General features: G+C 29.6%; 15 protein-coding genes. 6 read left to right on the top strand and 9 right to left on the bottom strand.

What is annotated here, in order from left to right:
* The first annotated feature begins 113 nt into the window (after positions 1–113).
* The gene (locus ACTT83_RS03505) at positions 114–1,073 is read left to right on the top strand and encodes a porin (RefSeq protein ID WP_440918760.1); all 960 of its coding nucleotides are present in this window, start codon (positions 114–116) and stop codon (positions 1,071–1,073) included.
* A gap of 89 nt (positions 1,074–1,162) precedes the next feature.
* Positions 1,163–2,308, top strand: coding sequence for a tetratricopeptide repeat protein (locus tag ACTT83_RS03500; protein WP_440918759.1), 1,146 nt, complete (start codon positions 1,163–1,165; stop codon positions 2,306–2,308).
* A 14-nt stretch (positions 2,309–2,322) separates the two neighbouring features.
* Here ACTT83_RS03500 and ACTT83_RS03495 read toward each other — a convergent pair whose 3' ends face one another.
* The gene (locus tag ACTT83_RS03495) at positions 2,323–2,856 is read right to left on the bottom strand and encodes a thiamine phosphate synthase (protein ID WP_440918758.1); all 534 of its coding nucleotides are present in this window, start codon (positions 2,854–2,856) and stop codon (positions 2,323–2,325) included.
* On the opposite strand from ACTT83_RS03495, the gene ACTT83_RS03490 reads away from it, so the two are divergent.
* Entirely contained in the window at positions 2,851–3,510 is a 660-nt protein-coding gene (locus tag ACTT83_RS03490) for a YggS family pyridoxal phosphate-dependent enzyme (RefSeq protein ID WP_440918757.1), read from the top strand. The genes ACTT83_RS03495 and ACTT83_RS03490 overlap by 6 nt on opposite strands.
* On the opposite strand, the gene ACTT83_RS03485 is transcribed toward ACTT83_RS03490, so the two are convergent.
* Positions 3,507–4,001, bottom strand: coding sequence for a L,D-transpeptidase family protein (locus tag ACTT83_RS03485; protein WP_440918756.1), 495 nt, complete (start codon positions 3,999–4,001; stop codon positions 3,507–3,509). The genes ACTT83_RS03490 and ACTT83_RS03485 overlap by 4 nt on opposite strands.
* A 13-nt stretch (positions 4,002–4,014) precedes the next feature.
* On the opposite strand from ACTT83_RS03485, the gene ACTT83_RS03480 reads away from it, so the two are divergent.
* Positions 4,015–4,581, top strand: a complete 567-nt coding sequence (locus ACTT83_RS03480; protein WP_440918755.1) for a winged helix-turn-helix domain-containing protein — start codon at positions 4,015–4,017, stop codon at positions 4,579–4,581.
* Between the two features lie 87 nt (positions 4,582–4,668).
* Here the strand turns inward: ACTT83_RS03480 and ACTT83_RS03475 are convergent, their stop codons facing one another.
* The 3 genes from ACTT83_RS03475 to dapB are packed head-to-tail and all read right to left on the bottom strand — an operon-like array spanning position 4,669 to position 7,029.
* Positions 4,669–5,598, bottom strand: a complete 930-nt coding sequence (locus tag ACTT83_RS03475) for an adenosine kinase (protein WP_440918754.1) — start codon at positions 5,596–5,598, stop codon at positions 4,669–4,671.
* Position 5,599: 1 nt separating this feature from the next.
* Positions 5,600–6,253, bottom strand: a complete 654-nt coding sequence (gene nth / locus ACTT83_RS03470; protein WP_440918753.1) for an endonuclease III — start codon at positions 6,251–6,253, stop codon at positions 5,600–5,602.
* Positions 6,253–7,029: a 4-hydroxy-tetrahydrodipicolinate reductase gene (dapB, locus tag ACTT83_RS03465; protein WP_440918752.1), complete on the bottom strand. Its 777-nt coding sequence runs from the start codon at positions 7,027–7,029 to the stop codon at positions 6,253–6,255. The genes nth and dapB overlap by 1 nt, the downstream gene beginning before the upstream one ends.
* 27 nt (positions 7,030–7,056) lie before the next feature.
* On the opposite strand from dapB, the gene ACTT83_RS03460 reads away from it, so the two are divergent.
* A complete protein-coding gene (locus tag ACTT83_RS03460; protein WP_440918751.1) occupies positions 7,057–7,203 on the top strand; it encodes a hypothetical protein in 147 nt (48 codons plus the stop codon).
* Here the strand turns inward: ACTT83_RS03460 and dnaJ are convergent.
* The 3 genes from dnaJ to ACTT83_RS03445 are packed head-to-tail and all read right to left on the bottom strand — an operon-like array spanning position 7,200 to position 11,001.
* Positions 7,200–8,336 carry a molecular chaperone DnaJ gene (gene dnaJ / locus ACTT83_RS03455; RefSeq protein WP_440918750.1) on the bottom strand — a complete coding sequence of 379 codons (1,137 nt, stop codon included), beginning with the start codon at positions 8,334–8,336 and terminating at the stop codon, positions 7,200–7,202. The genes ACTT83_RS03460 and dnaJ overlap by 4 nt on opposite strands.
* A gap of 28 nt (positions 8,337–8,364) precedes the next feature.
* A complete protein-coding gene (gene dnaK / locus ACTT83_RS03450; RefSeq protein WP_440918749.1) occupies positions 8,365–10,290 on the bottom strand; it encodes a molecular chaperone DnaK in 1,926 nt (641 codons plus the stop codon).
* A gap of 60 nt (positions 10,291–10,350) precedes the next feature.
* Positions 10,351–11,001, bottom strand: a complete 651-nt coding sequence (locus tag ACTT83_RS03445) for a nucleotide exchange factor GrpE (RefSeq protein ID WP_440918748.1) — start codon at positions 10,999–11,001, stop codon at positions 10,351–10,353.
* Positions 11,002–11,037: 36 nt separating this feature from the next.
* On the opposite strand from ACTT83_RS03445, the gene rdgB reads away from it, so the two are divergent.
* Entirely contained in the window at positions 11,038–11,640 is a 603-nt protein-coding gene (rdgB, locus tag ACTT83_RS03440) for an RdgB/HAM1 family non-canonical purine NTP pyrophosphatase (RefSeq protein ID WP_440918747.1), read from the top strand.
* Here the strand turns inward: rdgB and ACTT83_RS03435 are convergent.
* Entirely contained in the window at positions 11,624–12,760 is a 1,137-nt protein-coding gene (locus tag ACTT83_RS03435; RefSeq protein WP_440918746.1) for an ABC transporter substrate-binding protein, read from the bottom strand. The genes rdgB and ACTT83_RS03435 overlap by 17 nt on opposite strands.
* Position 12,761 lies beyond the last annotated feature (1 nt).

Here is a 12,761-nt window from a genome sequence, read left to right as displayed (position 1 = left end):
ACAATCGATAAAAATTTAGATAAAATACAGCAATTATAGGGTTTTTAAGATAGAAAATGATATTTTGCCAATGTTTATTATTAATAATTAAACAATAAAAAGGAGTAATTAATATGAACAATTTAAGAAAAATCGGACTATCAGCTTTAGCTGGTTCTCTAGCGACTTTTTCTGTTAATGCTGCTGACATGTCAGTAAGTGGTTCAGCTGCTATCACATTTAGTGATGCTAACAGAGAGTTCGGTAGTAATGGAAACGGCTTTACTATGGGTGATAGTTTAAATTTCGCTGCAAGTGGTGAAATGGACAATGGTATCGGTGTTGCTTTAGCATACGAAATCGATGGCGGTGCTCTAGATGATTACAGCGTTACATTTTCAGGTGACTTTGGATCTTTAGCATTTGATGGTCATGGTGCTTCATCTGCATTAGGTGCTGTAGATGACGTAACTCCAAATGCTTACGAAGAAGCATGGGATGTAGTTGATACAAATGGTACTACAACTGGTGGAACTCCACTTGTGATTAATGGTAGTGGTGCAGATAATGCGTTTATCTACACATCTCCAAATGTTGGTGGTGCTACTTTTAAAGTATACTACGTAAATCACACAAGTGATGCTGCTGAGTCTTACATGGACTTCGCGGTTGATATACAACCAGAAATGGTTGAAGGCTTAAGACTTGGTTTTGCATCTGCAGATCATACAGTAGCAGCTGCTTCAAGTAGAGAGCAAGAAGAGACTACTATGTATGCTACGTATGCAATGGGTGGATTCACAGTTGGTGTTCAAGCATCAGACTTAGATGACACTACTGCTGGTTCTGACCAAGAATCAATTGCTTATGGTATCACATATGCTGTAAACGATGATTTAACAATCGGTTACACTGAACATACATTAGAAACTGAGTCGGCAACTGATGCGGATCAAGAGTCATCTGCTATTGGTGCTTCGTTCACTTCAGGTTCTATGACAATTGGTGGTTCAATGAACACAGCTGATAATATGTCTGGAATCGCTGCAACTGACAGAGAAGGTTACGAGTTCAGCATATCATTTGCATTCTAATTTTATTAGAAAACAAATTTAAAAAAAGGGCCCCTTTTAAGGGGCCTTTTTTTTTACTAAAATGTTTAGAACACAAATAGTTTATTAAAATGAGTATTGAAACAAAGATAAATGAGGCTAAAAATTTACTTCAAAGTGGAAAATTAGAAGAGTCAAAAGATATTTTTCAGGATATAATAAAAGATCAACCCTCTCATTACAAAGCACATACAAACATTGGTGCCATAAATTTTCAGCTTGGTAAACTGGATAGTGCAGAATTAAGCTTTAAGAATGCAATAAAATATAATCCAAAATTCGAAATAGCCTTTTTTAATTTAGGTATTACTCAAAAAAAGCTTGGAAAATTGAATGATGCTGAAATAAGTTTTAAGGAAGCAATAAATCTTAAACAAGATTATATTGATGCAATTACTAATCTTGGGATGTTGCTAATTGAAAAGAATAAACTCAATGATGCTGAAGAATGTTTCATTAAGATAACTAATTATAAACCTGAATTTGCTGAAGCTTACTATAACTTGGGTATTATTTATGGAAAATTAAGTAGATTTGATCTAGCAGAGGTGAACTACAAAAAAACATTAGAGTTAAAACCAGAATTTGTAGATGCTGATTATAATTTAAGAAAAATTTACAGACAAAATAAATTTTTATCCAGTATAGAACAATACAAAAAAGAAAATAATAAATCTGATATTCATCCAGGACTTAACGTTAATCCATATATTTCAATTAGAGAAGTTGAGTCCAATCTTATTGAAGAACTTTACAAAGTAAATACTATGGATTTAGACAAAACTTCTGATGTTCGATATGGAAATGGCAAATGTTCTAACTATGAATTATTTGATAATAAATCTTTAATTTTAGATAAAGTAGAAAAAGATCTTATAGAAATAATGAGTGCAGCGGTTAAATCTGAAATATTTATAATAGAGTCTTTCTTCAATATATTAAGAGCAGGCAGTGGTTTAAAATCACACAACCATATCAATGATTTTGACACAAAACACAACTTCATTAACAAAAAATATAGTCTTACTTACTACCTCTCTGTTGGTGATCAAAAATGTGCTGAACCAGGAATCTTGAAATTGTATGATCCTGATCATGAAATTTTACCCTCCCCTGGAACAATTGTAATTTTTCCAGCTGATAGACTACATTCGTCAACATATGGTGGAACAAAAGATAGAGTAATGATTGGTGTTAATTTTTACACTCTCGCTTAGATAGTCGATGAATATTATTCCTTAAAGTAAGAAATCCCTGCGAAACCTGAAATATTTAGTAATCTCAACACTTTGGTATTTTTTTTGGATATCCCTCCCAAAGCAACTATATTTTTTTTTGAATAGCTAGAGATTAGTTTAAATTTATTTATTCCAAGGAAATTATTATTTTTTTTAAAAAGTGATGAGATAAATATGCTTTGGACTCTTTGAGTTTCTTTTATTTTTATTTCTTTTAAATTATGCGCAGACCCTAAAATAATAAAATTTGAGTAAGTTGAATAATTTAAATGATCAAATTTATTATTAAAAGATGGTAGATAAACACCATCTAATTTAAGTTTCAGGGCCATTTTGAAATTATTTGCTAATAAAAACTTATTACCTCTTCTTTTGAGAAAATTTTTAAGTTTTAAAATTTTTTTAGTATCAAACTTTGATGTTTTATAATCTCTATAAATAAATGTAGTTCTTTTATCTTGTTTGTTGATAATATTTGTATCAAAAGAATTTATAAAGTAATATTTTTTTAGTAATTTATCATGCATAAAACTATTCAAAATTTAGTAGATATCCAAAAAAAAATTGACTTAAGTTTAGATACTTTAACGATCAATAAAGTACCAAAAATTATTGCAGTATCAAAGACTTTTGGAATGGATAAAATATCACCTTTAATAAATCATGGTCATACGGATTTTGGAGAAAATAAAGTACAAGAGGCAATAGAAAAGTGGAGTGATATAAAGTTAAGTAATAAGAATATCAAATTACATCTAATAGGGGGCCTGCAAACAAACAAGGTTAAATTAGCTGTAAAATTATTTGATTTTATTCATTCAGTAGATAGTGAAAAGCTTGCGAAAAAAATATCTGATGAACAAAAAAAACAAAAGAAAGAATTAAAAATATTTATTCAAGTAAATATCGGAGATGAACAACAAAAATCTGGAATACATAAATCCTTGGTGTCTGACTTATATAAGTATTGTAAATCTCTTAATTTGAATGTGGTTGGATTAATGTGTATCCCACCACTAGAAAAACCATCAGATATTTTCTTTAAAGAAATGAGCATTTTAAATCAAGATTTAAATTTAAATGAACTGAGCATGGGAATGTCTTCTGATTATTTAGACGCAATAAAAAATTCTGCTACATATGTAAGAATTGGCTCTGATATTTTTGGAGCGAGAGGTTAGTTGATTTGAATTTTTGTTTTTTTATCTATTAATTTTAACATTATTAAAAAATCTTTTTTTTGTAGGGCTATACATCCTGCGGTAGGTTTGTAATTATTTGTTAAGTGAATAAAGATGCAGCTTCCTTTGAATTTAATGGGTTTTGGATAATTATATTTTATTGGGATTATTAAATCGTACTTATGATCTTTTCTATGAAGCTTCTCACATTTGATTGTTTTTTTGATAGATATGAGTTTATTGTAATTTTTTTGATCTAATGGGTCATCACACCAACCCAAATTTTTTTTGATTTCTATACACTTTAGTTTAGTTGAAAAATTTTTGACTCTGTCTGATCTGTAATAGAGATGTTCAATTGAAAAACGTCCAATTGGTGTTTTTTTATCACCTTCAATTTTTTTTTTACTTAAACCATTTTTTCCAATACAGCATTTGAAATAAAAATCATCGATTAGAAGTGTATGTTTATTTTTTAAGTAAATTATCATATGGTTATGTTATATGAATAATCATAATCTCGCGATTTATGAGCTTGATGAATTATATAATATTTTTGTGGAAATTAACAAAGATATAAATTTTAATGTTGAGAAAACTGACCAACATCAATTATCTAATCTAAGTTTAAAATCAAATACTTTAATTTTAACTAAAAAAGAAATACCTGGTCTAAATAATCAAATAATTTTTAATAAATTTCCTACCTCAATTTTTAAATTATTGGAAAAAATTAATATTGAATTTATAAAAAAGAATTTTCATGAGCAATCTGAAATTCTAATTGGGAACTACAATTTCAATATTAATTCACGAGAAATGTTTTTAAAAGATAACAAACTCAAGCTTACAGAAAAGGAGATTGGTTCAATAGTATATCTTTTCAAAGCCAATAAACCAGTAGGAATTCAAGAATTACAATCAGAGGTTTGGGGATACCAGTCCCAGGTAGAAACTCATACTGTCGAAACACATATTTACAGATTGAGAAAAAAAATTCTAAAAGTTTTTAAAGATGATTATTTCATTATAAGCAATGATAATGGCTACGAAATTAATAAAAAAAAATAAATTTGCAAAAGAACTTTTTTCCAGAAAGTATAAGCCTAGAGTAATTAAGCCAAAAAAAGGCAAAGGAAGTTTCAAAAGAAAAAAACGTTAAAGTCTTGCACCAATTTGTTGAATTACTTTTGATGATAATTCCGTTCCCTTCTCTAGACATTGTTCAGTAGAAAGATTGTTTATAAAACCATGTAAATAACCAGCCGCAAAAAGATCACCTGCACCAGTCAAATCTTTAATTGAGAGATTTTTATTAGCATTTACTTCAACTACCTTATCTCCAAAAATTGATACTGCTCCTTTGTCTCCTCGAGTAATTACAACATGTTTTTTAATTTCTTTTGCAAAAGCAATTACTTCGTTAAAATTTTTAGTGTTGATTAGTGTCATGATTTCATTTTCATTTGCAAAGGTTAAATCTAATTGTTCTTTTACTAATTTTAAAAAATTTTGTTTATGTCTTTCTACACAAAAAAGATCTGATAATGACATTGCGACTTTATTTGAATTTTTTATCGCTTTTTCAAACGCTTTTTTAGGTTCTCCCTCATCCCATAAATAACCTTCTAAAAAAATTAATTCACTTTTTTTAATAATATGTTCATCCACATCATTCTCATTTATTTTTCCTGCAATACCTAAAAAAGTACACATAGTTCTCTCGGAATCTGGTGTTACTAAAATAAGACATGTTCCCGTTGGAAAATTTTCTTTTTGTTTTTTGTAAAAATATTTTACATTTTCTTCTTTTAATCCGTCTTCGTATTTTTTGCCAAAATCATCGTCAGATATTTTTCCTATAAATCCAACATCATTTTCAAGTTGAGATAATCCTACTATTGAGTTGGCAACTGAACCTCCTGAAACAGTTTTTTCAATTTTAAGATTGGCTAAAATTTTTTTGAATTCTATATCGTCAAAAATTAGTTTCATCGTACCTTTTGTTAAATTATTTTTTGTAATAAAACTTTCCTCCACTTTACAAATAACATCAATAATTGCATTGCCAATGCCCAGAATTTTCATATTAAGCTTTTTTAGTTTTTACAGGTTTTTTTCTATTAGGATAACAAGTGGTGCAAATTTTACAAGTCACACCATAACACTCTCTTGCTTTACAATATTCCCTTCCATAATATATGATTTGAAGGTGAAGTTTGTTCCAATTTTTTTTTGGAAAAAGTCGTTTTAAATCTTTTTCTGTTTGAACAACATTTTTTCCGTTTGTTAAACCCCATCTTTGGGCCAATCTATGTATATGAGTATCTATTGGAAAAGCGGGATATCCAAAGCCCTGAGACATCACAACCCCAGCTGTTTTATGACCAACACCAGGAAGGTTCTCTAATTCCTCAAAGGTTTTTGGTACTTTGCCGTTATATTTTTCGATCAGTATTTTTGATAAATTAAAAATACTTTTTGCCTTAATTCTAAAAATACCAATTTTTTGAATTAATTTTTCGATTTTTTTTCTTCCTAATTTAACAAAGTGTTCAGGTTTATAATATTTTGGATAGATATTTTTAGTTACGTTATTTACATTTACGTCAGTGCATTGTGCAGAAAGAAGAACAGAAATTAAAAGTGTAAAAACATTTCTACTTTTAAGGGGGACGTGTATTTTTGGGTAAGTTTTGTTTAAAATTTGTGAGACTGACTTAGCTCTTTGAATTTCATTCATTATTTAAAATTCATCAAATTTCTCATTGAATAAAGACCTGGTTTTTTATTTATTAGCCACTTTGCTGCTGACAAAGCACCCTCAGAATAAAGCGCTCTATCGAAAGCTTCATGATTTAAAGTAATTATTTCTTTACCATTTGAAAATTTAACCTCATGTTCTCCAATAATTTCCCCTCGTCTTATAGAATTAAAATTTATTTTTTTTCCAAAGGGAAAAGTTTTTTTATTTAAATACTTTTTTCCTAACAAATTATAAAAATTTTTGTTTTTACCCACGGCTATCCCTTTACCTAACATTAATGCAGTACCTGATGGATAGTCTTTTTTATGTCTGTGATGAATTTCAAAAATTTTACTTAAAAAATTCTTTCCCAACGAACTTGAAGCTATCTCTGTTAAATACATTAAAAGATTAATTCCTAAACTCATATTTCCAGCTTTTAAAATTGGTATTTTCTTTGAAAATTTTTTAATTAAATCCTCCTCTTTTTTAGTAAAACCAGTGGTTCCAATAACCACTCTTTTTTTTAACTTTGCTGCTATTTTTAAAACCTGAAAAGTACATTTTGGTATTGTAAAATCTATAATTAGGTCTACTTTTTTAAATAATGCTTCTTTATTAAGATCAACTTTAACCCCATCAATCTTTTTATTAATTTTTTTGTTTTCTGTCAGAGCGGTAAGTTTAAAATTTTTATCCTTTTTTACAGATGTAATTATTTGTTGGCCCATACGACCCATGCAACCGGTCACTAATAATTTAATTTTTTTCATTTAAAGATAAAGATAGAAAGTATCACAATGAAAGCAACAATTATAGACCAAATAAATAAATTTTTGATAAATCTTTTCGATTTTGAGTTAGACCTCAAAAATTCAGGTAGCACTAGAATTAAAACTGCTATCAAAAAAATAGCTGGAACGATTTCTTCTAATCCCATTTTCTAACTATTCCAAAAACTTTTAGCTTTTTGAAAAAATTTTTTTATACTTGGGTTTGATTTTTCATTTTCTATTTTTCTAAATCGCTCTAATAAATCTTTTTGCTCTCTATTTAAAAATACTGGTACTTCAGTTTTAACTTGAACATATAAGTCCCCAAAATCACCTCTTCGCATAAATGGCATACCTTTTCCTTTTAATCTAAATTGTTTACCATCTTGAGTTCCGTCTGGTATTTTAATTTTTGCTTTTTTTCCATCAATTGTAGGTATCTCTATTGTTGTACCAAGGGCAGCATCAGCAATTGAAATTGGGAATTCAAAAAATAAATTTACATCAGATCTTTTAAATAACTCATGCGATTTAACATTGATAAATAAATATAAATCTCCACTAGTACCTCCTCTTATTCCAGCTTCACCTTTGCCAGCAAGTCTAATTCTCGTCCCATCATCTACACCCTTAGGAATTGTTACAGATACTTTTTTATTTGTTTGTTTATTACCTTGTCCATTACAATCTCCACATGGATTGGTTATTTCTTCACCACTGCCTGCACACTGAGGACAAGTTTGTTGAACTGTAAAGAAACCCTGATTAGATCTAACTCTTCCATTTCCTCCACAATAAGTGCATCTATCTGGACTTGAGCCTGGTTTAGAACCATTTCCTTTACAAGTATTACATTTTTCAGACGTAGAGAATTGAATATTCTGTTTTTTTCCAGTGTATGCCTCCTCTAGTGTAATTGATAAATCATATCTTAGATCTGAACCTCTGTTATTTGAGCTTTTTCTTGAACTTCTTCTACCTCCACCACCAAAGTCTCCAAAAAAATCTTCGAAAATATCAGAGAAATCTGCACCACTAAAACCACCAAAACCACCAAAACCACCTCTCCCACCACCGCCATTTTCAAATGCAGCGTGTCCAAAGTTATCATAGTTTTCTTTTTTAGACTTATCAGAGAGCACACCATAAGCCTCACTGGCTTCTTTAAATTTATCTTCTGCAGATTTATCACCGGGATTTTTATCAGGGTGATATTTAACAGCTAATTTTCTGTAGGCTGATTTAAGTTCGTCGGGGCTTGCGCTTTTACTTACTCCTAAGACATCATAATAATCTCTTTTAGCCATGTATATAACCTGGACAAATAGATGTCAGTTAAGCGCTTTTTTCTTTATTCTCGTCTTTTACTTCCTCAAAGTCCGCATCAACAACATTATCGTCTTTCTTTCCCTTTTCATCATTTCCATCATCTTTACTAGAATCTGGTTTTGTGCTTTGTTGTGACTTGTAAATAGCCTCTCCTAGTTTCATTGAAGCTTGTACTAATGCCTCTGTCTTCTTCTTAATGTCCTCAATATCTTCACCTTTAAGAGATTCCTTTAATGCATTTGACCCATCTTCAATTGCTTTTTTCTCAGCATCTGAAACTTTAGATCCATGTTCTTTTAGATTTTTTTCAGTTGAATGAATTAGAGTATCTGCCTGATTTCTAACATCGACTGACTCTCTTTTTTTCTTGTCTGCTTCTTTATTGGCTTCAGCATCTTTCACCATTTTTTCAATTTCCTCATCACTTAATCCACCAGAGGCTTGAATTTGAATTTTTTGTTCTTTGCCAGTACCTTTGTCTTTTGCAGACACATTTACAATTCCATTAGCGTCTATATCAAAAGTGACTTCAATTTGAGGAACTCCTCTTGGAGCTGGAGCAATACCAACTAGTTCAAAATTACCAAGTAATTTATTATCTGTTGCCATTTCTCTTTCACCCTGAAGAACACGTATTGAGACGGCTGGCTGGTTATCTTCAGCAGTAGAAAATACCTGACTTTTTTTTGTAGGAATTGTTGTATTTTTTTCTATAAGTTTTGTAGATACACCACCTAGAGTTTCAATTCCTAGAGATAATGGTGTTACATCTAATAAAAGAACATCTTTTACGTCACCTTGTAAAACACCAGCTTGTATTGCAGCACCCATTGCAACCACTTCATCTGGATTAACACTTTTGTTTGGTTCTTTACCAAAGAAATTTTTTACCTCAGAAATGACTTTTGGCATTCTAGTCATACCACCGACCATTACCACTTCATCAACATCGCTAGCTGAAATTCCAGCATCTTTTAAAGCAGTTTTACATGGTGGAATAGTTTTAGCGATTAAGTCCTCAACCAAAGCTTCTAACTTGGCTCTAGTCATTTTTAAATTAATATGTTTAGGACCAGTTTTGTCAGCAGTTATAAATGGTAAATTAATATCTGTTTGCTCAGCTGCTGAAAGTTCAATTTTTGCTTTTTCAGCTGCCTCTTTTAATCTTTGTAATGCTAACTTATCAGTTTTTAAATCAATACCGCTATCTTTCTTGAACTCAGAAATTAAATATTCCACAACAGCGTTGTCAAAATCTTCTCCGCCTAAAAAGGTGTCACCATTTGTAGATTTTACTTCAAAAACTCCATCACCTAATTCAAGAATAGAGACATCAAAGGTTCCACCACCTAAATCGTAAACTGCAATTTTTTTATTTTGTTTCTTATCCAAACCATAGGCTAGTGAAGCTGCAGTTGGTTCATTGATAATTCTTAAAACTTCTAACCCAGCTATTTTTCCAGCATCTTTCGTAGCTTGTCTTTGTGCATCATTAAAATATGCAGGGACAGTTATTACTGCTTTTGTAACAGCTTGACCTAAATATTTTTCAGCAGTCTCTTTCATTTTTTGGAGAATAAAAGCAGAAATTTGTGATGGCGAATATTTCTCACCTTTCGCTTCAATCCATGCGTCACCTTTTTCAGAATTTACAATCTTAAAAGGTGCAGCCTCGATATCTTTTTTAACAGTTGGGTCTTCAAAATTTCTACCAATTAATCTTTTGACTGCAAAAATTGTATTCTCTGGATTTGTTACTGCTTGTCTTTTAGCAGGTTGACCTATTAATTTTTCTTTTTCTTCAGTAAAAGCAACTACTGAAGGTGTAGTTCTTGCACCCTCTGCATTTTCCAAGACTTTTGCTTGGCTACCTTCCATAATAGCCACACAAGAGTTTGTTGTTCCTAAATCTATTCCAATTATTTTGCTCATATCAGTTATTTGTCCTCCTCATATAGGGTTGAAATTGAATTCTACAAGTTCATTTAAATATTATTTATCTCCTGAATTTTCTTTATTTTCCTCATTTTTTTCCTCTTTTTTTTCACTTTTTTTTGCTACGCCCACTAGAGCTGGTCTCAACAATCTATCTTTAATTGTGAAACCTTTTTGTATTTCTTGAACAATTGTTCCGGGTTCTTTTTGATCATCTTCAATTTCAATCATTGCTTGATGAAAGTTTGGATCTAATTTTTTGTTGAGACATTCAATAGGCTTAATTTTATTTTTTGAAAAAATTGAAATTAAATCTTTATTGATAATATCAAAATGTTCGAGTGTTTTTTTTAATGCCTCAGTATCCTTTAAAGTTTCATCATTTAATAAGATTTGTTTTGATCTTTCAAGATTATCTATTAGATTTAAAGCTTCTCTTGCAAAGGAAAACCCTCCATATTCAAAAGCATCTTCTTTTTCTTTTTCAAACCTTCTTCGTTGGTTTTCCATTTCAGCAAATGATCTTGCAAGCTTATCTTCTAACTCTAAAATTTTCTCCTCTGGGGTTTTTTCTTGTTCTTGATCCTGTTCTTGGTCTTGTTCTTTATTATTTGTTTCTAAATTTTCAGTTTTTTGATCTTGATTTAAACTTTTTTGATCTTTCTCTGATGCTTTGTCTGTATTATCTTGGTTTTGATCTTTTTCCATATGGACATATATGGTAAGAAAAAATTAAATTTCCAGATGCTAAAAAAAAAAATTAAACAACTCCTTATAGGTACAAATAACAAAGGAAAATTAAAGGAAATTAGAGATTTGTTACCAGCTAATATCAAAACATTTCCTACCTCAAAATTTAATTTAAAGAGCCCAAGAGAAACAGGAAAGACTTTTAAAGAAAATTCTCTAATTAAATCACAATATTTTTCAAAAAAAACTAATCTGATCTGCCTAGCTGATGACTCTGGTTTAGAAATTGACATTTTAAATAAAAAACCAGGAATTTTTTCAGCAAGATGGGCTGGAAAAAAATTAAATTTTAATAAAGCAATTCAAAAAGTTTATAGGGCATTAGATAAAAAAGATAAAAATTGGAGGAATAAAAAAATTAATGCCAGATTTATTTGTGCTTTATCTATAAGTGATTTAAATAAAAAAATAGCTTGTGTTGTTGGAAAAGTTGAAGGGTATATTTCCAAAAAACCTAAGGGTAAAAATGGGTTTGGATATGATCCAATATTTATTCCTAAAAATAAAATAAAAACATTTGGAGAGATGAAGCCATATCAAAAGTATAAATTAGACCATAGGTCTGATGCTTTTAAAAAGCTTAGAAAATTTCTTTAAGTTCTCCCCCATCAATTTTGTAAAAGTTTAATCTATGGTTAATTTTGTTATTTTTTACATCAAAAATTCCAATTTTACCTTTAAATGAATTTTCTTTTTTAAAAATATTATTCACGTCTGAAAAATCAGATTTTAAGGATAAATAATAAATCAATCCCAAAAGATCATAACTTAATAGGCTTAGATGATTTGGTTCTGAATTGTAAGTATCTAAAAATTTTTTATTAAATGTCTCTAAGTTCTGTTTATTAATCGATGGATAATATAGGGGCTGGATATTTTCCTCTAAAAATAAACTTTCATCGAACCATTGGTTAAGAGTTATAAATAATTTATTTTTTGGTGATACATCGGTGTAGATAAGTGAAGTAATTACACTTTTAAGATTTTCATCAAAATCAGAAATAATAACAGCTTCAAAATTTACGTTTCCAATTGTATATTTTTTTTCCAATTTCTTAATTTGGTCCTCTTTATCCACTAAATCTGAGTTTTCAACTCTTAAAATTTCATCCACCAAGTTTTGTTTTCTCACCTCATAATTTGTTATCTTTTCAATTTGCTTAGTCAGTTTAGTTGGCTCAGTGTCATAAGTATATTGTTTAGAAATTTTGATTTTTGATTGTTTAATGGCTTTTTCAATTTCATTTTTGTAATCAAGGTCAGGTGTTAAAAAAATTGTTTTTTTTACTTTACTTAATTCTAAAAAATTTTTAATTGCATTTAACTGGGACAAAGAATTTACTCCACTGCTTATCACATTTTTTGGTAGATCATTTGTTTTATTTGTTAATGATAGAAAAATAACATCTTGTATTTCATCCAAATACATTAAGCTTTTAAAAAAAATTGGACCGATAAAAATCTTTATTCCTTCATTCTTTAATTTAGTAGCTGATTTTAAAGTTTGATTAGGATCTATACCAGTGTCCATTGGATAAATTTCAATTTCGTCGGTTCCAATATCATTCAAAGCCATTCGGGTTGATCTAATTATTGATTGTCCTAATTCTTTATATTCACCAGATAAAGGTGCAAGTAGCCCAATTTTAATTTTTTCATTTTGGGAAAATGCAATTGAATGATTTGTTAGATAGATAATTATTAATATAAAAATAATT

The sequence above is a fragment of the Candidatus Pelagibacter sp. genome (genome assembly GCF_052049775.1).
Classification (GTDB): Bacteria; Pseudomonadota; Alphaproteobacteria; order Pelagibacterales; family Pelagibacteraceae; genus Pelagibacter.
The sequence above is the reverse complement of the archived record's forward strand: the minus strand, read 5'-3'. Positions and strand labels throughout refer to the sequence as shown.

Bases quoted from the DNA above. Each gene is read 5' to 3' on its own strand.
- ACTT83_RS03505 (WP_440918760.1), top strand. From the start codon at position 114: ATGAACAATTTAAGAAAAATCGGACTATCAGCTTTAGCTGGTTCTCTA.
- ACTT83_RS03500 (WP_440918759.1), top strand. From the start codon at position 1,163: ATGAGTATTGAAACAAAGATAAATGAGGCTAAAAATTTACTTCAAAGT.
- ACTT83_RS03490 (WP_440918757.1), top strand. From the start codon at position 2,851: ATGCATAAAACTATTCAAAATTTAGTAGATATCCAAAAAAAAATTGAC.
- ACTT83_RS03495 (WP_440918758.1), bottom strand. From the start codon at position 2,856: ATGCATGATAAATTACTAAAAAAATATTACTTTATAAATTCTTTTGAT.
- ACTT83_RS03485 (WP_440918756.1), bottom strand. From the start codon at position 4,001: ATGATAATTTACTTAAAAAATAAACATACACTTCTAATCGATGATTTT.
- ACTT83_RS03480 (WP_440918755.1), top strand. From the start codon at position 4,015: ATGAATAATCATAATCTCGCGATTTATGAGCTTGATGAATTATATAAT.
- ACTT83_RS03475 (WP_440918754.1), bottom strand. From the start codon at position 5,598: ATGAAAATTCTGGGCATTGGCAATGCAATTATTGATGTTATTTGTAAA.
- nth (WP_440918753.1), bottom strand. From the start codon at position 6,253: ATGAATGAAATTCAAAGAGCTAAGTCAGTCTCACAAATTTTAAACAAA.
- dapB (WP_440918752.1), bottom strand. From the start codon at position 7,029: ATGAAAAAAATTAAATTATTAGTGACCGGTTGCATGGGTCGTATGGGC.
- ACTT83_RS03460 (WP_440918751.1), top strand. From the start codon at position 7,057: ATGAAAGCAACAATTATAGACCAAATAAATAAATTTTTGATAAATCTT.
- dnaJ (WP_440918750.1), bottom strand. From the start codon at position 8,336: ATGGCTAAAAGAGATTATTATGATGTCTTAGGAGTAAGTAAAAGCGCA.
- dnaK (WP_440918749.1), bottom strand. From the start codon at position 10,290: ATGAGCAAAATAATTGGAATAGATTTAGGAACAACAAACTCTTGTGTG.
- ACTT83_RS03445 (WP_440918748.1), bottom strand. From the start codon at position 11,001: ATGGAAAAAGATCAAAACCAAGATAATACAGACAAAGCATCAGAGAAA.
- rdgB (WP_440918747.1), top strand. From the start codon at position 11,038: ATGCTAAAAAAAAAAATTAAACAACTCCTTATAGGTACAAATAACAAA.